Here is a 24,727-nt window from a genome sequence, read left to right on the forward strand (position 1 = left end):
CCCGTACGGTCACCCCTGCGGCGCGTCCCCGAAGTCCGGTATCGGCAGTCGTTCCCCCTCTCGCTTCGCCGACTCGTGGGCGACGATGCCCGGCAGTGTGTAGCGGGCGGCGACCCAGGCGTTCACGGACGGCAGCGTGCCCTCGGCGACCGCGGTGACGAAGTCGTCGACCAGGAAATGGTGGCTCCCCTCATGACCGTTGTGCATGTGGTCGAATGCCCGCGGCAGCCGGGACCGGTCGTGCACGGGGGCGGACCCTGACGTGAAGGCGTCGCGCAGCGCGGGCGCCACATGGCGCAGCGACGGGTCGTCGGGCGACAGGGTGGGCTTGGGCTGCAGGAGCTCGGTGATGTCCTCGACCCCCTTCTTGTCCTGCCAGCAGCTCACCGTGGCGAGCTGCTCCATGCTTCCGTCCGTGCCGAAGAACCGGAAGCGCGACTCCCGTATGTGCGAGGGATAGCCCACCCTGCGGAACTCGTTCGTGCGGAACGACCCGCCGCCCGCGACCTCGAACAGCGCGGTCGCGTTGGAGAAGTCGTTCCCGAACTGGCTGACCTTCTTGTCGAACACCCCGTCGTCCCGCTCGTCCGCCACCCCGATCGCGGAGACGCTCACCGCGTGCGTCTGCCATGCACCGAGCACGCCGCCGACGGAGTGGGTCGGGTACAGCAGCGGCGGGTAACTCGCGGTGGCCTTCCAGTTCTCACCGCCGCTGTACTGGTACGCCTCGTAGAAGCCGAGGTCCATGTCGTGGACGTAGTCGCCCTCGGCGTAGAAGAGCCGGCCGAAGGCGCCTTCCGCCATCCGCTTCCGGGCATAGACGGTGGCCGGGTTGTACTGGCTGGTCTCGCCCATCATGTACGTCAGGCCGGTCTCGCGTACGGCATCGATGATGGCGGCGATCTCCTCCTGGGTCACCGCCATCGGGACCGCGGAGTACACGTGCTTGCCGGCCCGCAGGGCCTGGACGACGAGCGGGCCGTGGGTCCAGCGCTGCGTGAAGATCGCGACGGCGTCCACGTCCGACGCGAGCATGGCCTCGTACGACGGGTACGTGCCGGCCAGGCCCTCGGCCGCGACCAGGCGCTCGGCACGCTCGGGGAGCAGGTCGGTGACATGCACCTCACCGACTCCGGGATGCGCGTGGAAGAGCGCGGCGAACTGTCCGGAGAACTGCCCGGCGCCGACGATTCCGATGGAGAACGTCATGAACATTCCTTCACTGGGAGAAACGGGGTGGGCGGAGGAACACGGGACGTAGGAACGGGTCGATGAGCGAGTGGCACGGACCCACGAACGAGTAACGAGTGGAACGCATCCGTGAGTGACGTGAGTGAGTGGAGCGCAGACGGGTGCTCCACACCGGAAGACGGGTGCTCCTTACCGGGAGAACAGATGGTTGATCTGGCTGTTGGTCCGGTCGAGGCTGCCGACCGGGGCTCCGTTGGCGTAGATGTCCTGCATGGCGGGGCGCATCAGGGCGTACACGTCCGCCGCGTGATCGGTGATCGGGAAGGAGAACGTCATCGTCGCCTTGTCGTTCACCGGCCGGGTGAAGGCCGTGACGTCGATGCCCTGCTTCTCGTACGCGGCGACAGCGGCGTCCGTTCCCTCCCGGGTCGCGGGGAAGACGATGCCGTGCTCGCCGACGGTCTTCTGGCACGCGTCGGAGGCCAGGTACGCCACCCACTGCTCGGCGCCCTTCTTGTTCCGCGCGTGCTTCGACAGGGAATCGGCGAGGCCGTTCATCATCGTGGCGCGTTCACCGGTCGGGCCGACGGGTGTCCGGGCCGTGCCGATGCCGACCTTCTTCATGCCGTGAAAGGTCTTGATCATCCATGAGCCGTGCAGTGCGGCCGCCGCCTTCCCCGCGCCGACCTGCACCTCGGGCCCGCTGGTCTCCGAGAAGTCCTTGAACGGTGCGAGATACCCCTTCTTCGCGAGACCGAAGTACCAGCCGACCGTCTGCTGGAAGACCTCCTGGTCGTAGTGGTAACGGGTCCCCCAGGTCCGCTTGTCCGTGTAGCGCCAGCCGGCCGAGGCCGCAAAACTGCTCCACTGGGTCTGGCCGTCGGCATCTCCCCCGTCGTTGGTGGCCAGGCCGTACACCTTGACGTGCCGGCGGTCGAAGCCCGGTTCGTCGCCACGGACACCGTTGACGTCGACGGTGAGACGGGCGATGGCCTTCTCGAACGTGCCGCCGTCCCGGGGATTCCAGGTCAGGCGGTTCAGCTCGGCGGCGGAGAGGCCGGCATCGGCGGCCATCTTCTTGTTGAAGAAGAGGGCGACCGTGTCCCAGTCCTTCGGGGCCCCGTAACGGTGGCCGTCCTTCCCCTTCCAGGCCGCGGCGAGCCCCGGCTGGTAATCGGCGTCCTCGATCTTCCGGGTCAGCGGCAGCTCGTCCAGCGGCGCGAGTACTTTCAGGTCGGCGAACTGGGCGAACTTCTGGACATGGTTCGTGAAGACGTCCGGCTGCGTGCCCGCGATGAAGCTCGACGCGAGCTTGGTCCAGTAGTCGTCCCATCCCATCTGAGTGATCTTCACGTCGAGACCGGGGTGCCGCTTCTCGAAGCCCGCGGCACACGCCTCGTACGCCGGCAGCTGGTTGGCGTCCCACAGCCAGTACGTGACGGTCTCCCGCCGGGCGTCACCAGCGGACACGTCCTGCGCACCGCAACCGGAGAGCAGTACCAGCGCTCCGGCGACGGCGCCCGCGAGGCGTACGCGTCTCCGCCGGTGGCCGAGGTGCCCAGGTCCGCCCGCCGACAGTGGACACCGAAGCGCAGGCGACGTCGCGTCCGGTGTACGGAACCTAGAGATGGCGCGCATGCGTGGCTCCTCCTTCCTTCCTCCTTGATCCCGCTGACTACTTGATCCCGCTGAAACCGATGGAGTTGACGATGCGGCGTGCGCAGCACGCGAAGAGGACGAGCATCGGGAGGGCGGCGATCAGCGTCGCCGCCATGAGGCCCGACCAGTCCGTTCCCGTCTGCGGTGTCTGGGCCCGGAAGATGCCGAGCGCGACAGTCAGCACCCGGGAGCTGTCGCTGTAGGAGACCATCAGCGGCCAGAAGTAGTCGTTCCATGCCGTGATGTAGGTCAGGACGCACAGGGTGACGACCGGTGTGGACGCCATGGGCAGCAGCACCCGGAAGAAGATCCGTATCTTGCCCGCGCCGTCCAGCAGCGCGGCCTCCTCGACCTCTCGGGGCAGGTTCATGAAGAACTGCCGGAGGAAGAAGACGGCGAACGGCGTCATGAACAGGCTGGGCAGGGCGATGCCGAGCAGGGTGTCCACCAGCCCGAGCTGCTTGATCAGCACGAAGTTCGGCAGCAGCGTGAAGATCGTAGGCACCATGAGCCCGGCGAGGAACAGCGCGAACACCCGGTCCCTCCCGCGCCACCGGAGCCGCGAGAAGGCGTAGGCGGCCATGGCGGAGAAGAGAATCTGGCAGGCCGTGATCGCCGTGGCGACGAGCGTGGAGTTGAGCAGGTAGCGCCAGAAGTCGATGGAGCCGCCCGCACCGCCCTGGGCGAGCGCTTCCTCGGTGCTCTGGAGGCCGAGGACGCGGGCGAAGCCGCCACCGGTGAGGCCGACAGGGAGCGGGGACGAAGGGTCGGTGGTCAGGGCAGCGTTGGACGACAGCGCGGTACGCAGGATCCAGTAGAAGGGCAGCAGGGTGATGGCGATGATCGCGGCCATCACGATCCAGGCGCATACCCGTCCGGGCGAGGTACGGCGCCGTCGCGAGCGGAGCCTCCCGGAGGCCGGTGCACCGGCTGTGTCCGGCACGGTGGGCGGGCTGACGGTGACTGCCATGGCGGCGGCTCCCTACTGACCGAGGTCGGTCCGGCCGGCCCGGGTGAGCCGGTACTGGATGACGGTGATCACGCTGAGGACGGCGAGCAGCGCGACGGACATGGCCGAGGCGTAGCCGAACTGGAAGCGTCCGAAGGCGGAGTTGTAGATGTAGAGCTGCAGGACGTTGGTGGCATTGGCCGGGCCGCCGGCCGTGGTCACCGCGACGGTGTCGAAGACCTGGAACGACCCGATCACGGTCATGATCAGAACGACTGCCAGTACCGGGCGCAGCAGCGGCAGCGTCACCCGCCAGAACATCCGCCACTCGCCCGCGCCGTCGACTCTCGCCGCTTCGTAGACGTCGCCGGGAATGGCCTGGAGCCCGGCGAAGAGGAGCAGTGCGGTGTAGCCGACGTGCCGCCAGACGTTGATGAGGGCGATGGTCGGGATCGCCCAGGTCTCGTCGGCCAGGAAGGGTATGTGCTCCATGCCCATGGCGCCGAGGATGCGATTGCCGATGCCCAGCTGGGTGTCGAGCATCCACAGCCAGACGATGCCGGCGACAACGTTCGACACGAGATAGGGCGTCAGCACGATGCCGCGCAGCACGGCCGACTGCGTGAGCCGCTGCATGAGCACGGCGATCGCCAGGGCCGCCACGGTCTGCACGCCGATGTTGATCACGACGTACTCGACGGTGAGACGCAAGGACTCCCAGAAAAGGGGGTCGCGGACCATGCGCACGTAATTGTCCAGGCCGACCCACTCAGCCGGCGTCAGCAGGTTGTACCGCGTGAAGCTGAGCCAGATGCCGCGCAGGGTGGGCCAGAGCAGGAACACCAGGAAGCCGAGCATGGCGGGCGCGACGAACAGCGCGGCGAGAGCTCCGTCTCCGCGCCCGCCACCGTCCCGTTCGGCGTCCCGCTTCGCGGCCGCGGGCCGTGGGGCTGCGCCGGGGCGCCAACGCAGGCGCACCGACGAGCTGTTGTCAGCGACGGTCATCTGCGACTCCTTCGTCGGCGGCTCGTCCGGTTTACTTTCGACTCAGAACAATCCTGCCGTCAAGGCTCGCGCACAGACCTTTCTGCACCCCATCCATTCACTCAGAGTGATGAACATCCTTGACCTTACTTCCGTCGGGAAATTAATCTGTGACCAGTTCGAGGTGGTCCTGACCCCGAATAACCTCGGACGACCGGACGACCTGAGGTCGCTGCCATGTCTGAAACCACTGCCACGTCCGAGCCCCCACCCCTTCACACCTGCGCGAGGACCCCATGAGCACACTTGCCGCGAGCTGGTTGCCGCTGAGCCCTGGCGAACGGGCCGTGGCACTCGAGGTGCTGACCCACGGTCCGCTCTCCCGCACGGAGATCGCCCGACGGCTGGACCTCTCGCCCGGCAGCCTCACCCGGCTGACCAAGCCGCTCATCGAGTCCGGGCTGCTGATCGAGGCGGACTGGCCGACGGACGAGACCTCAGCAGCCGCGGCGGCCCGACAGGGACGCCCGTCCCAGCCACTGGACGTCATCGCCGAGTCACGTCACTTCGCCGGCTTCAAGATCACCGCGGACACCGTCTACGGGGTGGTCACCACACTGAGGAGCGAGATCGTCGCCGAGCACACCCAGCCGCTCACCACGCACGAACCGCACGCGGTGGCAGACCTCGTGCACGGCATGGCGGAAGCGTTCGCGGAGGATTTCCCGCAGCTGGCGGGGATAGGCATCGGCGTGGGTGGCCGGGTCCAGGACCGTGCCGTCGTCGCGGAGTCCGCCTTCCTCGGCTGGTCGGACGTGCCGATAGCAGAGCTCCTGGAGGAGCGGTCGGGCCTGCCCGTGGTCGTGGAGAACGATGTCGCCGCGTTGATAGAGGCCGAAACGTGGTTCGGCGCGGGCCGCGGGCTGGAGCGGTTCGCTGTCCTCACGATCGGCGCGGGCATCGGGTACGGCCTGGTGCTGAACGGCAAGCTGATCCGCTCCGGCGACGACGGGCGCGGCGTCGGCAAGCGCTGGATCGTCAATCCGAACGGCCCGCTCACTCCGGACGGCGAGCGCGGCAGCGCCATCGCCCTCCTCACCATTCCGAACATCTGCTACCAGGTCCAGGCCGCGACGGGCCGCGAGGTCGATTACGAAGAGGTCCTCGCACTCGCCGCGGCCGGTGATCCCGTGGCGTCCCGGGTGATCGACGAGGCTGCCCGGGGCCTGGGCACGCTGGTGGCGCAGATCGCGAACTTCGCCCTGCCGGAGAAGATCCTGCTCGCCGGCGAGGGCGTGGGCCTGGTCGACGTCGCGGCACCGGCGGTCCAGGAGGCCATATCCGCCAACCGGCACCCCTTGGCGGACCCCGTCGTCCTGGAGAGCAAGGTCTCCGACTTCCACCAGTGGGCCCGCGGCGCGGCAGTCCTGGCCATTCAGGTACTGGTACTGGGCGCGAAGGAGGGGTGAGAGCCGGACCGCGCGATCATCGCATCGCGGCTGATGATGATTCTTCGGGAGCTACCGGGCGGGGGCTGCTAGGCCATCGGGCAGATGTCGTGGGGGTCGGTGCGGGATGCGGCGGCCGGGATGTGGGACGGTGCATGTGCGTCTCGTGGTCCGGCCCGGCTCCCGCCCGTACGACTCTCCGTACGGCCCGGTCATGCTGGTTGGACCGTACGACGTGGAGGCAAGCACAACGAGGAGGAGAAGAGTCCATGTCCAATCCGCCGCTTCCCGAGGCCGCCGTAGCCATGCTGAAGAAGCCGAACCCGGCTGTCATCACCACGCTCCGGTCCGACGGTCAGCCGGTGTCCACGGCCACCTGGTACCTCTGGGACGACGGCCGGGTGCTGGTCAACATGGACGAAGGCCGCAAGCGGCTGACCCATGTGCGCAGGGACCCGCGGGTCACGCTCACCGCACTCGACGACGAGAGCTGGTACACGCACATCAGCATCATCGGGCGCGTCGTCGAACTGCGTGACGACGAAGGCCTGGCCGACATCGACCGGCTGGCTCAGCACTACACGGGCAAGGAGTACCCGCAGCGGGACCGCAAGCGGGTCAGCGCCTGGATCGAGATCGACCGCTGGCACGGCTGGGGCACCCTCAAGGACAACAACCAGGTGGGCTGACCAGAGGGCGAGGCCCCACCCCAAGGGGGCTCCCGAGGGACCGTTCCGAGGTCCTGAGCGATCATCCCCAGGGACCGTCCTGCGGGAGCACCCCGAGGGGCCGCAGGCGGGTCCGGCTCCGCCCAGTGCCCAGCCATCCCGCCTGCCGACCTGCCGACGGCCCTGACTGCCCCGCCTGCCGACCTGCCGACGGCCCTGACTGCCCCGCCTGCAGGCCCGCCCGCAGCCCTGGCCGGTCTGCTGGCTACGCGTCATCCGCCTGCCCGGCGTCCGGTTGTCCGGCTGCCCGGCTGCCCGGCTGCCCGGCTGCTCCGGCTAGCCCGCGACCTGCCCGTTTCCGTCACTGCGGCCGCTGCCGGCTCCGCTGCCACTGCCGCTGCCGCTGCCGCTGCCGCTGCGTACGGTTTCCCGGTGGCGGGCGGCCAGGTCGACGTAGACCGCGGCGTTCAGCTTGATGGACTCCCGCTCCTCGTCGGTCAGCTCGCGCTTGACCTTGGCCGGTACGCCGGCGACCAGCGAATTGGGCGGCACCTGCATCCCCTGGGGAACCAGCGCCTGCGCGGCGACCAGCGATCCGGTGCCGATGCGGGCACCGTTCAGCACCGTGGCGCCCATGCCGATCAGGACGTCGTCCTCGACGGTGCAGCCGTGCAGTACCGCGTTGTGACCGACCGACACCCGCTCGCCGACCGTGACCGGGAAACCGGGGTCGACATGAACGGTGCAGTTGTCCTGGATGTTGCTGTCCGCGCCGAGAACGATGGGGCCACCGTCGGCTCGCAGGACGGTCTGGTACCAGACGCTCGAACCGGGAGCCATGGTGACCTCACCCAGTACGACGGAGGTCGGGGCGGTGAACGCGCCGGGGTCGATCTTCGGCTCCGGCCCGCCCACCCCGGAAATCAATGCCTGTCCCGTCATCGCAGTCTCCTCGTGATGTCTTGTCGTCGCGCCGACAGCACCGTAGGTGACGTGCGCAGGGAACCAGACCCTGCTGGGGCGAAGATCACAAGGAGATGAGGGATAGGAGGCAGCGGGACAGGCGGCGCCTTGCTCCTCAGCAGCGGTCTACTCGGCAGCGGCGGCTGTGGCGGCCGGCTGCTCTTCCTTCGTCCCCTGCTCTTCCTTCGCCTCCTGCTGCTCCTCATGCGCGGCGGCGGCCTTCGCGGCCCGGCGCTTCATGACGATCAGCGAGCCGAGGCCGAAGAGGACCGCGGCGACCAGGCCCAGCCAGGAGAAGCGCTTCAGCCAGGGCTCGGCGACGATGCCGACGCTGTAGATCAGCGCGGTGGTGCCGCCCGCCCAGACGATGCCGCCCAGCACGTTGGCGATCAGGAACTTCCAGTACGGCATCCGCAGCACGCCCGACAGCGGCCCGGCGAAGATCCGCAGCAGCGCGATGAAGCGGCCGAAGAACACCGCCCACATGCCCCACTTGTCGAACTTCTCCTCGGCCATCGCCACGTGCTCGGGCCCGAAGTGCCGGGGGAACTTCCGCCCCGCCCAGTCCAGCAGCGGCTGGCCGCCCTTGCGGCCGATGAGGTATCCGATGGAGTCGCCGACGATCGCACCGACCGTCGCGCACGTGCCCAGCACGTACGGATTGATGTGGTCCTGGGTCGCGGCCAGCAGCGACGCGCTGACGAGGACGATCTCACCCGGCAGCGGGATGCCCAGGCTCTCCACCCCGATGACCACCCCCACCAGGAGATAGACGCTCACCGCTGGTACGGACTCGAGCCACTCCTGGACGTGCAACGCGCCTTCCTCCACCTCGTATCGGGCCCATCGTGCGGGCCGCCCCCTGACGCGCGGTGCCGCGCGTCTGGGAAGCGTACTAGATCTGCTGGTCGCGGCCGCAGCCGTCGCCCTCGGCGCCCGGCAACGGTCAGCCGCTGTTTATTCAGCTCATTCAGCTGGTTCACATGGTGTGACGCAACGTGAAGCCCATCAGTTGCCCGCGACCCCGGTGAAATCACGGACGGCCCCGGACGGAGAGCCCTGGCAGCCCTGGCAGCCCTGGCAGCCCTGGCAGTGCAGACAACGCAGACAGTGCAGACAACGCAGACAGCGCAATGAAGCTGGTGACCGCTCCGCGGCGGGAGGGCGTCGACGAGGCCGGGCGGGGGGTGCCGCTGGTGCCTGACGCCGGGAGACCGGGTCCTTCTGGTGACGGCCTGCCGGTGCACCGACCTCACTCCGCGGCAGCTGGCCCCGCTGTTCGGCGTCTCGAAGCGCGGCGCTGCGGCTGCTGGTCGACGATCCCGGGAAAGCCCCGTTCACGTAGTGCTCCGAGGTCCTCCGGTCGCCGATGATCTCCTGATCTCCTGATCTCCTGATCTCCTCGAAGGTGTCGGCGATGACATCGCATCCGGGTCTCGTCCGCCCCCGCACCGGGTCTCGTCCACCCCCGCACCGGGTCTCATCCCCCCCCCCGCACCGGATCCCGTCCGCCCCCGCACCACCGTCCCCACGTCGGCGCCGTGTGTCGCCCGGGCCCGGCTCGCGGCCTCCGGCCGGCGCGGGAGCTGCGGCTGAGCGGGCAAGCGCGGTGTGGAGCAGCTCGTACGAGCTGTCACGCCCGTTGTTCGGACAGTGCGTGGAGCCCAGCGCCGAGGTCTGCCTTGAGATCGTCGAGGTCCTCCAGGCCCACGTGGACGCGGACCAGAGGGCCCCGGCCGGACCAGGTACCCGGAAGGCGATGGCTGACCGGGTCGGCCGGCACGATCAGGCTTTCGTATCCGCCGTAACTGTGGCCGAGCCCGAACAGCCGCAACTCTCCCAGGAACGCGTCCACGGCGGGCTTACGGTACCGGGGATCCAGTTCGAGTCCGAACAGGCCCGCCGCACCGGAGAAATCCCGGTGCCACAACTCGTGTCCCGGATCGTCAGGGAGGGCCGGGTAGAGCACGCTGACGACCCCGTCCTGTTTCTCCAGCCAGCGTGCGAGCTCCAAGGCCTGGTGCTGGTGGTGACGCAACCGGACGCCGAGGGTGCGCAGTCCGCGCAGCCCGAGGTAGACGTCGTCCGAGCTCGCGCACTGCCCCAGCCTGATCGCTGTGGCGCGGACCGTGGCAAAGGTGGCCTCGGTGCACACGATGGCGCCGAGGATGCTGTCGGCGTGGCCGGTCAGGTATTTCGTCGCCGAGTGCACCACGACATCGGCGCCCAGACCCAGCGGCCGGCAGAAGGCGGGAGTGGCCCAGGTGTTGTCGATCACCGTGACGACCCCTCGGGAGCGGCACACACCAGTGATGGCCGGCACGTCCTGCACTTCAAAGGTGGTGGATCCGGGGGACTCCAGATAGACCAAGCGCGTGCGGGGGCGGAGCAGGTTGTCGATGTCCTTGCCCACACAGGGGTCGTAGTACTCGATCTCCACTCCCAGCCCGGTGAGGGAGTCGCAGAACTTCCGGGTGGGCAGGTAGACGGAGTCGCTGACCAGGATGTGGTCACCGGCCTGGACGAACGACAGAATCGCCGTGGTGATCGCGGCAAGGCCCGAGCAGGTGGCGACGGCGGCATACCCGCCTTCCAAGTCGGTCAGTGCCGCTTCGAACGCGCGGCCGGTGGGGGTGCCGAAACGGCCGTACACCGGCATCTCGCGCTTGAGAGGGTCGGCCTGGGAGGCATCCATCGCCTCGATGTCCTCGTACAGCACGGTTGACGCCCGGTAGACCGGTGGGTTGACATAGCCGTGCTGTTTCCGAGGGTCGGAGCCCGCGTGCACGAACCGGGTGTCCATCGCGGCCGGGTGTTCCGTCACGACACCGCCTCCAGTTCGGTACCCGTGGTCGGCTGCGCTTGAGCTGCTGTCCGGCGGCCGCCGAGCAGCAGCGCTGCGATGGCCATCACCGCACACTGGACCGCGACGAAGAGCCAGAAGGAGCCCAGCTCGCCCGCCTCCTCGTAGTGGGCGAACACGAAGCCGCCGACGACGCCGGCGAGCAGCCCACCACCGCCGGCGGCCAGCCGCTGTACTCCGAAGGCGAACGCCGGATTGCCCGGCACACGGTCGACGAGTTCCAGGTCGCAGCGCAGGAAGAGGAACACCTCGCTGAGCGTGAACATGGCCGTACCTGCCAGCAGGGCCGGGATGTTCCCCATTGACATCACGGTCATGCCCGCAGCCATCAGCGCGAAGGACCCGGCGAGCAGCCGACGGTAGTTGGCCCGTGCGATCCACCCTGCCAGGGGCGGCTGCAGAAGTACCACCATGGCGCAGTTGACGAGCATGACCCAGCCGAGTGCCTGGAGGTTGGACACCCCGGCGGCGTAGAGGCCCATGAAGCTCTGGAAGAAGAAATAGAGGTAGAAGACCGCGAACGTGAACAGCACTGGACGCAGGGCGCTGCGCAACGCCTGGCGTCTGCCGGTCCGGGCGGGTTCCCGGCCGTCGGGGTGGCTTCCGGGTACGGCAGGGGTGGGCGTCACGGGCCGCATGGTGACCTGGTGGGCCACCGTGATCAGGCCGAACAGCGCGGCCGCACTGAGCAGCAGTGTCACCGGGTTCGCATCGATCAGCAGGCCGGCGAGGAGCGGTCCCAGGCCCATGCCGGCGTTCAGGGCGGCGCTGCTGACACCGAGGAACAGCGGGCGCAGATCATCGGCGACCGAGGTGACGATGTACGCCTTGTTCGCCGGGAGGTACAGGGCGGGGCCCATGGAGACGAGCACCACCGCCGGATACGCGGCCCAGGGCACCACGACAGCCAGGCTGAGCAGGACGAGGCCCGCGGTGCGCAGGGCGAGCGAGACGACCATGGTCCGTTTGAGTCCGAGCCGGTCCACGACCGGTCCGCCCAGGATGCTGCCACCGAACTGGATGAACGTCGCCGCGGCAACCAGTACACCGGCCAGGCGTACGTCCAGCCCGACCCCATCGACCAGGAGTACTCCGATGAAGGGGGTGATCATGTAGCTGCCCAGCGCCACGACGAAGGACAGCGTGATCAGGGCTTTCAGGCCCGACGGAAGGCCGGCGAACGTTCGCCACTTGGCGGAGAAAGGCATCTTCAAGGCCGTGCGTCCTCGCTCTCCGCTCCGGTGGTGACCGGCAGGTCCGAGGGCAGGCCCCATTCGCTCCATGAGCCGTCGTAGACGGACAGTTCCTGGTACCCGGCCAGTTCGGCCGCCAGTGCCAGGACGCAGGCGGTCACGCCGGACCCGCAGCTGAAGAACAGTCGCTCCCGGTCGCCGGCCAGGGAGGAGAAGGCGGCGCGCAGCTCCGGTACGGGGAGCATCCGCCCGTCGTGCTGGACCTCGGAGAATGGCAGGTTGTGGGCGCCGGGCATGTGGCCACCGCGGAGCCCTGGGCGGGGTTCCGCGGCCACGCCGGCGAACCGCTCCCTGGAGCGGGCATCGAAGACACCGGCTCCCGGGTCGGCCAGGGCCGCTCTCACGGTGTCGCTGCCGACGATCAGCCCCGTGCGGGGCCGTGCGGTGAAGTCGCCGCGTCGGCCCGTGGGCGCGGGATCTCCGCTTTCGAGCGGGAGTCCGGCAGCGGTCCAGGCGGGCAGGCCACCGTCGAGAACGGCGGCCCGGTCGAAGCCCATCGCCCGCAGCATCCACCACGCCCGGGCGCTGGAGTAGATGCCGGCGCCGTCGTAGACGACGACGGTGCTGCTGTCGTCGACGCCGAGAGCGCGCATCGCCTCGGTGAATGCGGCAGCGCCGGGCATCGTGTGGGGCAGCGGGGAGGAATGATCGGACAGCGGACCGTCGATGTCGAAGGGCCGCGCCCCCGGAATCCGGTGCTCGGCACCTCGGTGGGCCCCTACCGAGGCATCGAAGACCACCAGTCCCGGCTCGGCCAGGCGGGCGGCGAGCCAATCGGCGTCGACGAGGGGGCCGGGCGGGTTCGTGGCGGTCACAGCGTGCCTCCTGCGGACTCGGCGGGACGCCATCTGACGTGTTCGGAGAACCAGGCCAGGACCTTGTCCATGTTGACGGCCACCTCGTCCTCCGTGTCACCGGCCACGACATAGCCGGCCAGGTACAGACCGGACTTGACGCCTCCGTGGAACTCCTGGCCGGCCTTCCCGGACAACGACACTTCACGGACGCAGTCCGGTTCGCCGCCGGACGGCAGGTGCTCCAGCACGCCGGTGGTCGGCGGGATCCACATCCCGCCGGCGGGCTGGTAGGCGGGAGTGCCGAGCGTGGCGGGCAGGCCGCACTCGGCGTACAGCCACTCCTTGTCCAGGTCGATGCCGAAGGCATGGCGCACCACGGCGCTGACCATACCGCCGCCGGTACGACTGGCGACCTCGCAGAAGACCACCCGGTCGTCGGGAGTGATCCACAGTTCCGCGTGGAAGGCCGTGTGCGCCGGGGTGGGCAGCTCTGCAAGGACCGTCTTCGCCGCCTTGACCAGCCGGTCGTACGCCGGATCCTGCGGTGCCAGCGGCAGGCTGCCCATCCATGCGTCGGCCCGGAAGGACAGACAGTCGTTGAGGTAGCGGAAGGGGTGGACGAATACCACTTCGCCGTTCACGACCAGGCCGTCGACGTGGTACATCTGCCCCGGGACGAAGGTCTCGATCTGGCTGGTCCCGCGCCATGGACGGGCGAGGTAGGCGTTCAGTTCCGTCTCGTCACGGATGATGTTCGCACCCAGCGAGCCCGACTCCGACACGGGCTTGATCACCACTGGGTAGCCGTGCTCTGCAATGAACTCCACGGCGGTGTAGGCCGAGTCGAGGAGCCGGTAGGCGGGAATCTCCACCGCCCCGCCGGCAAGGTGGTCCTTCATGACCACCTTGTCGCGGAAGGCGAGTGCGCTCGGGGTCCGCTGCCCCGGCAGGTCCAGCAGGTCCCGCAGCTGGGCGGCCCGCACCACATCTGCCTCGGCTCGGGCGAAGACCGCCTCGACCGCATGGGCGCGGGCCAGTCCCAGCGCCGTCTTCTCGACGAGCTGGTTGGTGTCGTAGTCGTCGAAGGCGTGCACATGCGGCAGATGGGCGTAGCCTGCCGCGAACTCCGTCGTGGTCAGGATGATCGGTTCGATGCCCGAGCCGGCCAGCCACCGGTCGTAGGGGGTCTTGGCGTGGGGCGTCTTGGCGAAGACGAGGACGTAGCGCATGGTTGCCGTCCTCAGGCCTTCGCGTCGACGAGGAGGGGCAGTCGGCGCCGCGCAGGAACGCGTGACACCAGCCCCATCTCCTCGGAGAGCTCCGTGGCGAAGCAGCCGTCCTTGTAGGCGCCGGACAGCCGCTTTGCCGTGAAGGCTTCGATCTTCTCCTCATCGAACTCCAGGTCGTAGCGCGCCTGCCGGCCGTCGTCAGTGACCGTGCGCACAAGGGTCCCGAGGTGGGGCTCGAAGGTGTTGACGCAGCCGACGATGTCCCCGATCTTCTCGCGGCGCTCGTCCGCGGTTTCCGACAGGACCTCTTCCTGAGTGGGGATGACGGCGAAGAGCTGACGGCCGGCCCGGCACCAGCCGACGTGTCCGGGGAAGTCCATGACCTTGATGCCGAAGGTGCCGAAGTCCTCGCTGACGCCGAGCTGGAAGTTCAGCTCCACGTTCTCGTGCAGCCACTTGAAGTCGCGGTAGGCCTGCTCGATCTCTTCGCGACTCAGGCGGAGCTCGGGATGGCGCCCACCGTGGTCGGTGAAGTTGTTGAACCGTACGGTCTCGACGCCCAGCTTGTTGAAGTAGCGGGCGTACCGCTCCAGGGACTCGCGGCCGTGGTTGTGGCGACCGACGGTGACGCCGATGTTGATGCGGAACGCGTCGGTGATCTCGGCGTCCTGCGGCAGGCCGGCACGGTACCGCTTGTTGTAGTCCTCGATCCGGCGCACCACCTCCTCGGTGTTCGCGCCGCTGAAGACCCCCTTGATCGGGTAGCTGCCGTCGTCCACCACGGTGAGGTTCTCGTCGATGACGCCGTGGTAGGTGATGGAGATCGTGCCGTAACCGCACTCCCGGGCGAGGTCGAGGAGCTCTGTGCAGTTGTCCGCGAGCAGCGGGCGCCCACTGGTCCAGGCGTCGCCCTTCTCCATCGTTTCCGTGGGCTTGTGGTCGGACTCCTGCCGGAATTCCCGGTTGTTGGCGGGGCCGTAGAGGCGCATGAACTCTCCGTCGTACGCGAAGCTGTCCACGTAGCGCGGGTAGACGTGGTACCCGTGCGACTGGAGGCCCGCCAGGATCTGCGGCCCCTCCTCCATGGCGAACGACTTGTCGTGCACCTTCTCGTAGTTGACGAACCAGCAGTGCGTGCACTTCTGCCCGCAGGTGTTCTTCCCGACCTTGGTGTCCAGATCGAGGTAGATATGGATGTCCTCAGGCTTGAGGTCCGTGAAAGGCACGGTAAAAGGCGCGTCACCGTGAAAATCGTAAGAAATCGGCGTGTTCTCGGCAGACATGTGTCCCCCTCGCATGATGGATCGACAGAAGGAAGAGAGGCGGGCAGAGCGGGAACGCGGCAGGCTCTGCCCGCGGTCAGGCGCCCGGCCTGGGGTTCAGAGAGCGGGCCGGGAAGTGATGATCGGGAGGGCCGTCAGCTCCGCCACGGCCGCAACGCACTCCGCGGTGCTCGCCGCGGTCAGGACAGCCATCCCCAGCCGGTCCGCGGAAGACCGGAGTGGCTGCACCACATCTCCGGGGCGCACCAGCACGTCCCACAGCCCGATGGATCCGTGCCGCAACGAAGGCTTCGGCGCGACGGCCGTCACCCGGCCGGGAGGCGCGGTGAAGAATACGGTCGCCGCTGCGGCGGCTGCGGGCGTCTCGCGCTGGAGTCCCTCGCCGACGGCCCAGCCGAGGGCGGCGCGGCGCCAGTCGACGCCGGTGGTGAGCAGCACCAGATCGGCGAGTCCGTCCCCGCCGAGGCGGTTGTGGGTCTCGATGACGATGACCTTGTCACCGTCGATCTTGATCTCGGTGTGGCTCGGGCCGTCCGTCAGGCCTACGGCATCGAGGGTTTCCCTGACGGCCTGCTCCACCAGCCCATGCCGGGCGGGATCCAGGGAGGGCGGCGGCATCATGTGGCTGACCTCCACGAAGCCGTCCGTCGTCCCCTTCTCGGCGATGCCCACGAGGGTGTGTCGCCCTCCTGAGGACATCGCTTCGACACTGAACTCCCGGCCGTCTGCGTACTGTTCGAGGAGCGTGGCCGCAGTCCTGCGGTCCTGCGGAAGCTCCTCGAGGCGCTCGACGAGCGCCACGGCAGCGCTGCCGGCTCCGTCGACCGGCTTGACCACCACCCGCGCGTGCGCGGCGAACAGCCGCTCCACGGCGACGGTGTCGTCGCCTGGCGCGAAGGCCGGGTTGAGGTGAGGCGCTTTCCGTTCAAGGATGCGCCGCATTTCCAGCTTGTCGCGAGTGCCTCTGACGACACTCGCCGCCACGCCTTTCGCCCCGAGGCGTTCTGCTGCGGCCGCCGCCGGCTCCAGGCCGAGCTCCGTGAGGGAAACGACGGCCGATGGCGACAGCGGATGGAGCACCTCGTCGATGAATGAGGTGAAGGCGGCGCGGTCCTGGTAATCGACCGTGAAGATCCGGTGGGTCCCCCGGGCCTGCAGGTCGTCGAGGTCAAGCGCCGGCGCGTCCGGCAGTTGCACGTGGATGACGTCGGCGGGGAGGGCGGCGGCCGCACGGGCCACCGTCGGATTGGCCCCGACGATCACCAGGGTCACGACGACGTCTCTTGAACTTGTATACAGCAGCACATCGTCAGCCCCCCGAATCCCCTGAGTCATTGAACGCGGAACGAAACGAATCGCAGGCCACCCGGTACGCCCGCGGCGACCGCAGTTCGAGCCGCTCCACGAGCGTCAAGTTCGCACCGACGCTCACACGTCGTCAACGTCGTGTGACGAGTATCACATGCATCACGGAATAACCCCGGCCTCTCGGTCGTTCGCACCCTGGCACCGGCTCGACCTGCTGCGTCGATTCGTTCGCGCATCATGGGGAGACCTCGCCCCGCCAGGAATCGTGTCCCGCCACGTCGAGCTGCGGAGCCTCGGCGACGACGCTTTCGCAAAGTCGGCTTCGGCGCGCCAGGCCGCCCAGGACGCCGAACTCCACGACGGCCTCGAACACGGGCGGCGCCGTCGAAGTCAGTCTCGGGGCGCCCAGGAAGGAAAACGCAGCTCAACTTCGTACACGGCGAGCCCGGACCGGCCTCAAGACGGATGCCACACGCTCATCGCGCGCACTCCGAGGCCCGCGAACTGTTCGGCCCCTTCATCCGTTCGCACGTTGCGCACATCATTGGACGCTTCGGCACGCCGAGAGGGATGCCACGGCTTGGATGCCACGGAATGGACGCCACGGACGCCGAGGAGCATGCATGACCACTGCCCACTGCGCCCCGGCCGTGCCGGTCAGCCGGTGACGTCCGTGCTCGCATGATCCGCAGGGCCGCCCCGAGCAGAACGCCGGTCGCCCCCTTCGCCCTGCGTCGGGAGCCGTGAGACGTGGTCTCGCGCCGGTGACTCGGCCGCAGTCGAAGAAGCCGGGCCGCGGCCGAAGGGACGGCCCGGCCCGGTAGCAGGTCTCAGAGAGCCTTTCCGTGTGCCCTCAGTCGTTCAGCCGCAGCGTCCACACGACCGTCATCTCGCCCGTGACGGCCCCGTCCTCGCGCTGAATGGCGATACCGACCGGGAACTCCGGGCGCCCGCCCGCATCCAGCTCGGCCACGACCTCGTCCACCGGGCGGCCCAGGGTCGCCGTGGCTGTCACCGGCCCCTTGGCCACCTTCTTGTAGCCGATCTCGGCCCGCACCGCGAGCGGTACCGCACGAGAGAGCTGGTCACCGAAGGCCTTGAGGACAACAGCGCCGCTGGCGGACTCGGCCAGGGTGAACATGGCGCCCGCGTGGGGGCCGCCGATGTGGTTGTGGAAGTCCGGCTGGTCCGGGAGCCGGAGCACCGCACGCTCCGAGGTGACCTCGTCGAACTCCAGATTCAGGGTCCGCACCATCGGGACCGCGGCGGCCAGCATTTCGCCCATCGAGGCGCTCTCAACTGTCATGGGTGCGATGTTACCGACGGGTAGTACGGCTGGCCACCCTGGTGGCCGCCTCGCTCCCCTGCCCCTCCCCGTAAAAGCTCCTCGTAGGTAACGTGCCGGCGCGGTGCCGAAGCCGCCCGAAGCACCGCGAAGCGCATGTGAACGTCAGGGTTCTGTCACGCTCCAGCGGGGCAACTGTGACACCTCCCACCTCGGCCCTTTATCGTTAGCGCCCATGTGGCCAGGACAGCAGCCGCCCGGGGGCGAGCAGAACCCGCAGGATCAGAACCCTTATCAGCAGCCGGGGTACCAACAGCCGAATCCGTACCAGCAGCAGGGGTATCAGCAGCCGGGTTACCAGCAGCCGCACGGCTACCAGCAGCCGACGCAGCCGCAGTGGCAGGTACCGGGCGGACCGCAGTCCCCCAAGGACAACGGCCGCAACGAGAAGAAGACCACCATGACGATCGCCATCGTCGCGGCGGTAGCGGTCGTGGCGGCCGCCGTGGTCACCGGCGTCTTCGTCCTCCAGGGCGGCGAGAAGAAGCCCGTCGCCCATGACGACCCGAAGCCCACCCGGTCCGAGTCCGCGACGGCCGAACCCACGGAGTCGGCGGGCGGCGAGAGCGAGGGCGGCGGGCCCGGCAGCGACCCGAACGCGCCCGGTAAGCCCGTCATCAAGGGCTGGCAGACGGTGGTCAACGCCAAGCGGCACGTGGCGTTCGACGTCCCCACCGAGGACTGGACGACCACCTCGGCCGACACCTACACCGGGTTCCAGGACGAGAAGGACAAGTCCGGGTTCCCCAAGACCCTCATCTCGATGACCGCACCGGCCTACTTCAAGGAGGACTGGTGCACCGTCAAGGACAAGGACGGCAACGAGTCCACCGCCTCGCTGGCCGGCACCGGCGTCAAGGGCGCGCAGGGCGCCAAGAGCCAAGGTGAGGCCGCCCAGAACGAGGCCCTGAACTGGGTCTGGGCCGGTTACGACCAGAAGAAGACCGGTACCTTCAAGGGCACCAAGGCCAAGTCCTTCAAGAGCGATCACGGCATCACCGGAAAGCTGTCGACGGCGACCGTGACCGGCGTGAAGAAGGACAACAAGTGCGACTCGGACGGCAAGGCGTACGCGGTCACGTACACCGACACCACCGGTGAGTACGCGACCTGGATCCTTTACGCTGCCAAGGACGTCAAGGGCGAGATCGACGAGGCCACGGTCAAGAAGATCATGAGCTCCCTCCGGCCGCTCGAATAACCGAGTGACGCCTCCGGGCGAGCACGCCATGCTGTGGTGCTGACCGCCATGCTGTCGTGCTGACCCGCCATGTTGTTGTGATGAACGCGATGCTGTTGTGATGAAGATGAAGCGCCCCGCGTGGGCGGGGCGCAATTACACGCTGTTGACGGCCGCCGCCGTGGTCACCGGTCTCGGAAGTTCCGGGGCTCTGATCGCGGCGGCGTTCGCCGTGCTCGAAGCCGGCGGATCGGCGACCGACGTCGGCCTGGTCGCCGCGGCCCGTACGGTCCCCCTGGTGATCTTCCTCCTCGTCGGAGGCGCGGTCGCCGACCGGCTGCCGCGGCACCGCGTGATGGTCGCCGCCAACGTCCTGAACTGTGTCTCCCAGGGCGCCTTCGCGCTACTGGTGCTGACCGGAGAGCCGACGCTGTGGCAGATGGCGCTGCTGTCCGCGCTCGGCGGCACCGGCCAGGCGTTCTTCGCGCCCGCCGCCGAGGGCATGGTGCTGGCCAGCGTCTCCGGTGAGCATTCCGGCCGTGCCTTCGCCTTCTTCCGCATGGGCATGAACGGCGCGAACATCGGCGGTGCCGCGCTCGGCGGTGCCCTGATCGCGGCGGTCGGCCCCGGCTGGGTGCTCGCGGTCGACGCCGCCGCCTTCGCCCTCGCCGGGCTGCTGCGCGCGTTCCTCGACGTACGGGGCGTGCCGCCGCGGGAGCCGGGGCACGGTCTGCTCGCCGACCTCCGGGACGGCTGGCGGGAGGTGGTCTCCCGGCCGTGGCTGTGGTCGATCGTCCTGCAGTTCGCCATCGTCAACGCGGTCGTGGCGGCCGCGGAGGCGGTGTACGGACCGCTGGTCGCGCAGGAGCACCTCGGCGGCCCGGGCCCTTGGGGGCTGGCGCTCGCGGCGTTCGGTGCCGGCACGGTCGGCGGCGCGCTGCTGATGACCCGGTACAAGCCGCGCTACCTGCTGCGCGTGGGGGCGCTGTGCGTCTTCCCGCTCGCGCTGCCGTCCGCCGCGCTGGCCGTACCGCTGCCGGCCGGGGGCCTGACGGCCGTGATGTTCGGCGCGGGGATCGCGGTCGAGGTGTTCGCGGTGACGTGGATGATGGCGCTGCACCAGGAGATCCCGGAGGAGAAGTTCTCCCGGGTCTCCTCGTACGACTGGCTCGGCTCCCTCGCCATGGTCCCGCTGGCCACGGCCCTGGCCGGCCCGGTCCAGGACCTGATCGGCCGTACCACCGCGCTGTGGGCCTGCTCGGCGCTGATCGCCTTGCTGACGGCGGCCGTGCTGTGCGTACGCGACGTGCGGTGGCTGAAGCGGCGTCCGGACGCGGCGCCGGCCGCCGAGCCGACGGAGTCGGCGGGGGCAGCGGCGTCGGCAGAGGCAGCGGCGTCGGCAGAGGTGCTGGACCACGCTCCGGCCGAGGCGCCCGGCCAGGTCCCGGTGACCGGCCTCCCGTCCACCGCGGCGGCCGACGACGTCACCCCGCACTGAGAGCCGGTGTCGCCGGCCCGCACCGAACGGCCACGACCGGCAGCGTCACCCCACGCTGAATGCGCCTGTGGGTGGCTCCGGTGACGGGACCGCCTCCGCGTCCCGTACCGGCTGCGCGTCGCCGATGAGCCGGCGCAGCCGCGGGCCGTGCTCGACGCGGGCGGGGAAGGCGTCGGCCACCACCCGCCGGGCGATGTCCGCCAGCGGCAGCTCCTCCTGGGACGCGACGAGGACGGCGTTGCCGAACCGCCGTCCGCGCAGCATCGACGGCTCCGCGATCAGGCAGAGCCGCGCGAAGACCGCCGTGAAGTTGGCTAGCTGCCCCCGTAGGAAGGCGAAGGGGGCACTGTCGGCGAGGTTCGCCACGTACCAGCCGCCGGGCCGCAGCACCCGGCCGGCCGCCTGCGCGTACTCCGCCGAGGTCAGGTGGGCCGGCACCCGCGACCCGCCGAAGACGTCCGCCACCACGACGTCGGCGGAGGCCGGCGGCGCGGCTTCCAGCGCGGTGCGGGCGTCGGCGGCATGCACCGATATGCCGCTGTCCGGCGGCAGTGGCAGGTGCTCGCGTACGAGATCGAGCAGGCCGCGGTCGGCCTCGATGACCTGCTGCCGGGAACCGGGCCGGGTCACGGCGAGGTAGCGCGGCAGGGCGAGCGCGCCGCCGCCCAGGTGCAGCGCGTCCAGCGGGCGACCGGGCTCGGCCGCCGCGTCCAGGACGTGCGCGATCCGGCGCGCGTACTCGAACTCCAGGTACGTGGGCTCGTCGAGGTCCACGTACGACTGCGGAGCACCGTCCACGGTCAGCAGTACGGCGCGCGGCCGGTCCACGTCCGGCAGCAACTTGGCCGTGCCGCAGTCCACTTCCCGTGTGACGGGCACGGGTGTGACGGGTGTCGGGTCGCCGACGGCTGCCGTCGTGTCGTTTCGGTCTGCCACCGTCCTATTGTGCGGTGCGCGGGGCGGCTTCCGTACCGTTCGCCGCTTGGCATACCGGGCTGCCGTACCGGGAGTTCGTCCCGGTCCACGGCGCCTGACGCCCGTGCCGGCCCCAGACGCCACGTACGCGCGCCCGGCTTCCCGTCCGTACGCACACCCGGCTGTCCGTCCGTGCGTACGCACGCCCGGCTGTCCCGCGTGCCCGGCTCCCCCGCAGACTCGGCTACCGGGGAACCCACGCAAGCGCGAGGCTGAGGCCGGAGCTTCAGTTCCCGTCCGACCACACCCGTGCTGCCTCAGCCGCGTGGGCCGCGGCCTGGGTGCGGCCGGCGCGGGCCGCCGCGGCGCGCTTGGACGGGTCCAGGACGTTACGCCCGAAGGCGGCCCGCGCGGCCCGGTCCGGCGTGATGACCAGTACCTCCGCGCCGTCCGCCACCAGCCGCGCGGCCTGCGAGCGGGGCGTGGCGACGGGGCCACCGCCCGACGCCATCGGGGCGATCACGACGACGCGCCCGTACCCGGCGGCGAGGTCCACGTTCGCGCACGAGTGGACGCCCCCGTCGATCCACCGCCGGTCCCCGATCGTCACGGGCGGCCAGACCCCGGGCACCGCGCAGCTCGCGGCGACCGCGTCGGCCAGCTTCACTCCGCTGCCGCCGTCGAAGACGCTGCGCTCCCCCGTGTACGCGTCCACCGCCGTGATCATCAGCCGCCTGGCCGGCCACTCCTGCGAGAGCAACCGCCCGGCGATCACCGCACGCTGGGTGTTCTCCGGCCCCGTACGGGCGGCCAGCGCCAGTCGCCCCATCCGCGCGCCGAAGGCCACCGCGTCCCGCGACCGCAGCGCGATGGCCGCGAACCGCGCCATGGACACGGCGCCCATCCGGGCCGGCGCGCCCCCGCCCTGTGCGATGCCGACGGCGCCTGCGGATGCACCGACCGACGGGCCTCCCGAGGGCCCGGCCAGCTGCCGCTCGTACAGCTCCTCCAACGTCAGCTGCCCGGAGGTGAGCTGCGCGCCGACCAGGGATCCCGCGGACGTGCCGATGACGACGTCGGCCGTGCAGAGGTTCACCCCCGCCTCGGCCAGTCCGGCGAGCATCCCGATCTCCCAGCCGATGCCCGTGAGCCCGCCACCGCCCAGCACCAACGCCGTACCCGCCATGCGTGCCGCTCTCCGTTCGTCGATCGTCCGACACTTCTCGACTTCTCGATGGTCCGGCGGACCCGTGCTCCACGGGTCCGCCGGACGTGCAGTCTTCCATCGAGAACGCGCCTTCGACAGGCCCCATCCGGACCCGGCACGCACGCCCGGACACCCGCGCCCTCGCACAAGAAACTGCACGTGAACGCGGGTGTGCAGGTGCACGTGTGGCCGCACGGTACCGGCGCTCGGGGCACGGTCCGAGAGGGGCCGGGCCGGGTTCGGGACGGCTCCGCCGCATCACCGGCGCCACCGGCGTCATCGGCGCCACCGGCCTCGTCGGCACTACCGGCGTCACCGGCTCCGCCGACGTTACCGGCGGCTACCGGCGCGCCTCCGGGAGCACGCTGCGGATCGTGCCGGCGCCGACCGTGCTGCCGCCCTCGCGGATGGCGAAGCCGAGGCCGGGCTCCAACGGCAGGCCGCGGCCCAGCCGTACGGTCACGTGGACGGTCTCCCCGGGGCGGGCGCTGCCGCGCTCCCCGAGGTCCAGCTCGCCGACCACATCGGCCGTCCGGAGGTAGAACTGCGGCCGGTAGCCGGTCGTCAGCGGCGTCCGCCGGCCGCCCTCCTCCGCGGACAGCACGTAGACGTCCGCGGTGAACGTGCGGTGCGGAGTGACGCTGCCCGGCGCCGCGATCACCTGGCCACGGCGGACCGCGTCGCGGGCCACGCCGCGCAGCAGCAGCGCCACGTTGTCGCCCGCCTCCGCGTACTCCATCGGCTTCCCGAAGGTCTCCAGGCCGGTGACCACGGACAGCGCGCCCGGCCCCGTCATCGGCCCCGCCGCGTCCGCCGCATTCGCCGCGCCCACGATCTCCGCGCGGTCGCCCTTGCGTACGCTGCCCCGCTCGACCGCGCCCGTGACGACCGTGCCCCGCCCGGTGATCGTCAGGACGTTCTCCACCGGGAGGAGGAACGGCGCGTCCACGTAGCGCTCCGGGATCGGCACATACGTGTCCACCGCGTCGAGCAGCGCCTCGATGGCCGCCGTCCAGCGCGGGTCGCCCTGCAGGGCGCGCAGCCCGGAGACGCGGACGACCGGTACGTGCTCACCGTCGTACCCGTTCGCCGCCAGCAGCTCGCGGATCTCCAGCTCCACCAGGTCGGTGAGTTCGGGGTCCCCGGCGTCGGCCTTGTTGAGGGCGACGACGAGGTGACGTACCCCGACCTGCCGGGCCAGCAGCACGTGTTCGGCGGTCTGCGGCATGACCCCGTCGAGCGCGGAGACGACGAGGATCGCGCCGTCGAGCTGCGCGGCGCCGGTGACCATGTTCTTGATGAAGTCGGCGTGGCCCGGCATGTCCACGTGCGCGTAGTGCCGTGTGCTCGTCTCGTACTCGACGTGCGCGATGTTGATGGTGATGCCGCGGGCGCTCTCCTCCGGGGCCCGGTCGATGCGGTCGAACGGGACGTACGTACCGCTGCCGCGGTCGCTGAGGACCTTGGTGAGGGCGGCGGTCAGGGTGGTCTTGCCATGATCGACATGGCCGATCGTGCCGATGTTGAGGTGAGGCTTGGTACGCAGGTAGGCCGGCTTGGGGCTGTTCGCCCGGTTCTGGGTCTGGGACATGGGTCTGAGGTCTCCTCGCGCGCCCGGGCAGGCGTGACGGCCTGCGGTGACGCGGTGCTGCGACGCTGCGGCGACGGCGGCGGCTCACGACCGCCGTACGGACCCCTGGCCTGGCCGACCCTCCCCCTGCGGGGCCCGCCGGACGATCCGGGAAGGGTCAGCTTCGGACGCCGCCGAGTGCGGCGCAGGAGACGGCTGCCACGGCAGCGGCATGAGGAATGACGGCAGCCTTCGGCGCGTCCGCGGCAGCGGACCTGAGCGCGTGGAAGGCAAACCGGTTCATGGCACAAAGGATCGCGGGCGGACGCCGCCACGTCGACCTATTTTTGCGCTGCACGGGTCCCTGGCAGCCGGCGTGTCGCAGCGACCCCCGCCTCGTCCCTCACGCCCGGTCAC

Annotated in this window: 20 protein-coding genes and 1 pseudogene; 5 read left to right on the plus strand and 16 right to left on the minus strand. The window is 69.7% G+C overall.

Features of this window, described 5'->3' with window-relative positions:
* Window positions 1-9: 9 nt before the first annotated feature.
* The 4 genes from AAC944_RS02625 to AAC944_RS02640 all read right to left on the minus strand — a co-directional run bounded on the left by AAC944_RS02625 (window position 10) and on the right by AAC944_RS02640 (window position 4,804).
* Window positions 10-1,209 carry a Gfo/Idh/MocA family protein gene (locus AAC944_RS02625; protein ID WP_030607139.1) on the minus strand — a complete coding sequence of 400 codons (1,200 nt, stop codon included), beginning with the start codon at window positions 1,207-1,209 and terminating at the stop codon, window positions 10-12.
* 171 nt (window positions 1,210-1,380) lie between these two features.
* Window positions 1,381-2,661 (minus strand): ABC transporter substrate-binding protein, encoded by a 1,281-nt coding sequence (locus tag AAC944_RS02630; RefSeq protein ID WP_438272778.1) that lies wholly within the window; start codon window positions 2,659-2,661, stop codon window positions 1,381-1,383.
* Between the two features lie 205 nt (window positions 2,662-2,866).
* Window positions 2,867-3,820: a carbohydrate ABC transporter permease gene (locus tag AAC944_RS02635; protein ID WP_030607136.1), complete on the minus strand. Its 954-nt coding sequence runs from the start codon at window positions 3,818-3,820 to the stop codon at window positions 2,867-2,869.
* Between the two features lie 12 nt (window positions 3,821-3,832).
* On the minus strand, window positions 3,833-4,804 hold the full coding sequence (locus AAC944_RS02640; protein ID WP_030607135.1) for a carbohydrate ABC transporter permease: 972 nt from the start codon (window positions 4,802-4,804) through the stop codon (window positions 3,833-3,835).
* Window positions 4,805-5,079: 275 nt separating this feature from the next.
* On the opposite strand from AAC944_RS02640, the gene AAC944_RS02645 reads away from it, so the two are divergent.
* Window positions 5,080-6,252 carry an ROK family protein gene (locus tag AAC944_RS02645; protein ID WP_030607133.1) on the plus strand — a complete coding sequence of 391 codons (1,173 nt, stop codon included), beginning with the start codon at window positions 5,080-5,082 and terminating at the stop codon, window positions 6,250-6,252.
* 248 nt (window positions 6,253-6,500) lie between these two features.
* Window positions 6,501-6,920, plus strand: a complete 420-nt coding sequence (locus tag AAC944_RS02650) for a PPOX class F420-dependent oxidoreductase (protein ID WP_030607131.1) — start codon at window positions 6,501-6,503, stop codon at window positions 6,918-6,920.
* 315 nt (window positions 6,921-7,235) lie between these two features.
* On the opposite strand, the gene AAC944_RS02655 is transcribed toward AAC944_RS02650, so the two are convergent.
* Window positions 7,236-7,841, minus strand: coding sequence for a gamma carbonic anhydrase family protein (locus tag AAC944_RS02655; RefSeq protein ID WP_051871271.1), 606 nt, complete (start codon window positions 7,839-7,841; stop codon window positions 7,236-7,238).
* 147 nt (window positions 7,842-7,988) lie between these two features.
* Window positions 7,989-8,678 carry a DedA family protein gene (locus AAC944_RS02660; protein ID WP_051871270.1) on the minus strand — a complete coding sequence of 230 codons (690 nt, stop codon included), beginning with the start codon at window positions 8,676-8,678 and terminating at the stop codon, window positions 7,989-7,991.
* A 320-nt stretch (window positions 8,679-8,998) separates the two neighbouring features.
* On the opposite strand from AAC944_RS02660, the pseudogene AAC944_RS02665 reads away from it, so the two are divergent.
* Window positions 8,999-9,167: pseudogene (locus tag AAC944_RS02665) on the plus strand (IS5/IS1182 family transposase); the annotation flags it as partial.
* Between the two features lie 328 nt (window positions 9,168-9,495).
* Here the strand turns inward: AAC944_RS02665 and metC are convergent.
* The 7 genes from metC to AAC944_RS02700 all read right to left on the minus strand — a co-directional run bounded on the left by metC (window position 9,496) and on the right by AAC944_RS02700 (window position 17,901).
* A complete protein-coding gene (gene metC / locus AAC944_RS02670; protein ID WP_030607124.1) occupies window positions 9,496-10,665 on the minus strand; it encodes a cystathionine beta-lyase in 1,170 nt (389 codons plus the stop codon).
* Between the two features lie 17 nt (window positions 10,666-10,682).
* Complete coding sequence (locus AAC944_RS02675; RefSeq protein WP_030607121.1) at window positions 10,683-11,933, minus strand: MFS transporter; 1,251 nt, start codon at window positions 11,931-11,933, stop codon at window positions 10,683-10,685.
* Window positions 11,934-11,935: 2 nt separating this feature from the next.
* Window positions 11,936-12,793 (minus strand): sulfurtransferase, encoded by an 858-nt coding sequence (locus tag AAC944_RS02680; RefSeq protein ID WP_438272779.1) that lies wholly within the window; start codon window positions 12,791-12,793, stop codon window positions 11,936-11,938.
* Window positions 12,790-14,004: an ATP-grasp domain-containing protein gene (locus AAC944_RS02685; RefSeq protein ID WP_037771033.1), complete on the minus strand. Its 1,215-nt coding sequence runs from the start codon at window positions 14,002-14,004 to the stop codon at window positions 12,790-12,792. The genes AAC944_RS02680 and AAC944_RS02685 overlap by 4 nt, the downstream gene beginning before the upstream one ends.
* Before the next feature lie 11 nt (window positions 14,005-14,015).
* A complete protein-coding gene (locus tag AAC944_RS02690) occupies window positions 14,016-15,230 on the minus strand; it encodes a radical SAM protein (protein WP_078888223.1) in 1,215 nt (404 codons plus the stop codon).
* A 153-nt stretch (window positions 15,231-15,383) separates the two neighbouring features.
* Window positions 15,384-16,559, minus strand: a complete 1,176-nt coding sequence (locus AAC944_RS02695) for an ATP-grasp domain-containing protein (protein ID WP_030607110.1) — start codon at window positions 16,557-16,559, stop codon at window positions 15,384-15,386.
* A gap of 889 nt (window positions 16,560-17,448) precedes the next feature.
* Window positions 17,449-17,901, minus strand: coding sequence for a DUF4442 domain-containing protein (locus tag AAC944_RS02700; protein ID WP_030607107.1), 453 nt, complete (start codon window positions 17,899-17,901; stop codon window positions 17,449-17,451).
* 214 nt (window positions 17,902-18,115) lie between these two features.
* Between AAC944_RS02700 and AAC944_RS02705 the strand changes: the two genes are divergently transcribed.
* Both AAC944_RS02705 and AAC944_RS02710 read left to right on the plus strand, forming a co-directional pair.
* Window positions 18,116-19,141: a DUF8017 domain-containing protein gene (locus AAC944_RS02705; RefSeq protein WP_030607105.1), complete on the plus strand. Its 1,026-nt coding sequence runs from the start codon at window positions 18,116-18,118 to the stop codon at window positions 19,139-19,141.
* Window positions 19,142-19,241: 100 nt separating this feature from the next.
* Window positions 19,242-20,618 (plus strand): MFS transporter, encoded by a 1,377-nt coding sequence (locus tag AAC944_RS02710; protein ID WP_078888221.1) that lies wholly within the window; start codon window positions 19,242-19,244, stop codon window positions 20,616-20,618.
* A 45-nt stretch (window positions 20,619-20,663) separates the two neighbouring features.
* On the opposite strand, the gene AAC944_RS02715 is transcribed toward AAC944_RS02710, so the two are convergent.
* The 3 genes from AAC944_RS02715 to tuf form a co-directional block, all read right to left on the minus strand.
* Window positions 20,664-21,554 carry a spermidine synthase gene (locus AAC944_RS02715; protein WP_051871268.1) on the minus strand — a complete coding sequence of 297 codons (891 nt, stop codon included), beginning with the start codon at window positions 21,552-21,554 and terminating at the stop codon, window positions 20,664-20,666.
* Window positions 21,555-21,819: 265 nt separating this feature from the next.
* Entirely contained in the window at window positions 21,820-22,719 is a 900-nt protein-coding gene (locus AAC944_RS02720) for a patatin-like phospholipase family protein (RefSeq protein ID WP_030607098.1), read from the minus strand.
* 361 nt (window positions 22,720-23,080) lie between these two features.
* Entirely contained in the window at window positions 23,081-24,331 is a 1,251-nt protein-coding gene (gene tuf / locus AAC944_RS02725) for an elongation factor Tu (RefSeq protein WP_051871267.1), read from the minus strand.
* Window positions 24,332-24,727 lie beyond the last annotated feature (396 nt).

The organism is Streptomyces sclerotialus (genome assembly GCF_040907265.1).
In the GTDB taxonomy this organism is placed as follows: domain Bacteria; phylum Actinomycetota; class Actinomycetes; order Streptomycetales; family Streptomycetaceae; genus Streptomyces; species Streptomyces sclerotialus.

Excerpts from the sequence above, each read along its gene's own strand:
- metC (WP_030607124.1), bottom strand. The coding sequence starts at position 10,665 with ATGGACACCCGGTTCGTGCACGCGGGCTCCGACCCTCGGAAACAGCAC.
- AAC944_RS02655 (WP_051871271.1), bottom strand. The coding sequence starts at position 7,841 with ATGACGGGACAGGCATTGATTTCCGGGGTGGGCGGGCCGGAGCCGAAG.
- AAC944_RS02720 (WP_030607098.1), bottom strand. The coding sequence starts at position 22,719 with ATGGCGGGTACGGCGTTGGTGCTGGGCGGTGGCGGGCTCACGGGCATC.
- AAC944_RS02700 (WP_030607107.1), bottom strand. The coding sequence starts at position 17,901 with ATGACAGTTGAGAGCGCCTCGATGGGCGAAATGCTGGCCGCCGCGGTC.
- AAC944_RS02645 (WP_030607133.1), top strand. The coding sequence starts at position 5,080 with ATGAGCACACTTGCCGCGAGCTGGTTGCCGCTGAGCCCTGGCGAACGG.
- AAC944_RS02635 (WP_030607136.1), bottom strand. The coding sequence starts at position 3,820 with ATGGCAGTCACCGTCAGCCCGCCCACCGTGCCGGACACAGCCGGTGCA.
- AAC944_RS02675 (WP_030607121.1), bottom strand. The coding sequence starts at position 11,933 with ATGCCTTTCTCCGCCAAGTGGCGAACGTTCGCCGGCCTTCCGTCGGGC.
- AAC944_RS02640 (WP_030607135.1), bottom strand. The coding sequence starts at position 4,804 with ATGACCGTCGCTGACAACAGCTCGTCGGTGCGCCTGCGTTGGCGCCCC.
- AAC944_RS02685 (WP_037771033.1), bottom strand. The coding sequence starts at position 14,004 with ATGCGCTACGTCCTCGTCTTCGCCAAGACGCCCCACGCCAAGACCCCC.
- AAC944_RS02625 (WP_030607139.1), bottom strand. The coding sequence starts at position 1,209 with ATGACGTTCTCCATCGGAATCGTCGGCGCCGGGCAGTTCTCCGGACAG.
- AAC944_RS02710 (WP_078888221.1), top strand. The coding sequence starts at position 19,242 with ATGAAGATGAAGCGCCCCGCGTGGGCGGGGCGCAATTACACGCTGTTG.
- tuf (WP_051871267.1), bottom strand. The coding sequence starts at position 24,331 with ATGTCCCAGACCCAGAACCGGGCGAACAGCCCCAAGCCGGCCTACCTG.
- AAC944_RS02705 (WP_030607105.1), top strand. The coding sequence starts at position 18,116 with ATGTGGCCAGGACAGCAGCCGCCCGGGGGCGAGCAGAACCCGCAGGAT.
- AAC944_RS02650 (WP_030607131.1), top strand. The coding sequence starts at position 6,501 with ATGTCCAATCCGCCGCTTCCCGAGGCCGCCGTAGCCATGCTGAAGAAG.